The following is a 273-nucleotide window of genomic DNA, read 5'->3' as shown; positions in this document are numbered from 1 at the left end:
TGCCCATTGAAGTCATCAATGCCATGGACAAATGGACCTGGGACCGGATTCGCAATGCCAAACGGGCGCGGATCACCGATCCCGAAGGCACCGACATGTCCTTTACCAATCACGATGAATATTGGGACGCCAATCGCGAATTCTACAATCCGGAACTGACCGCGCGGACCTGGACCGGGAATGAGCATTTCGGCAAGACCTACCTGCCGGGCCACATTACCGGACGCCCCTGGATGTTCCATCCGTTCAAAGAAGACGGCTGTGGCATCATTG

At 55.7% G+C, this 273-nt stretch carries 1 protein-coding gene; it reads left to right on the top strand.

Annotated features, from left to right (window positions below):
- The coding region (locus ACOSDR_RS20335; RefSeq protein ID WP_420732364.1) for a hypothetical protein at positions 1–273 on the top strand (273 nt) is incomplete at both ends.

This window comes from Hwanghaeella sp. 1Z406, from assembly GCF_048892425.1.
Taxonomy (GTDB): domain Bacteria; phylum Pseudomonadota; class Alphaproteobacteria; order UBA8366; family Aestuariispiraceae; genus Pacificispira.
The sequence above is the reverse complement of the archived record's forward strand: the minus strand, read 5'-3'. Positions and strand labels throughout refer to the sequence as shown.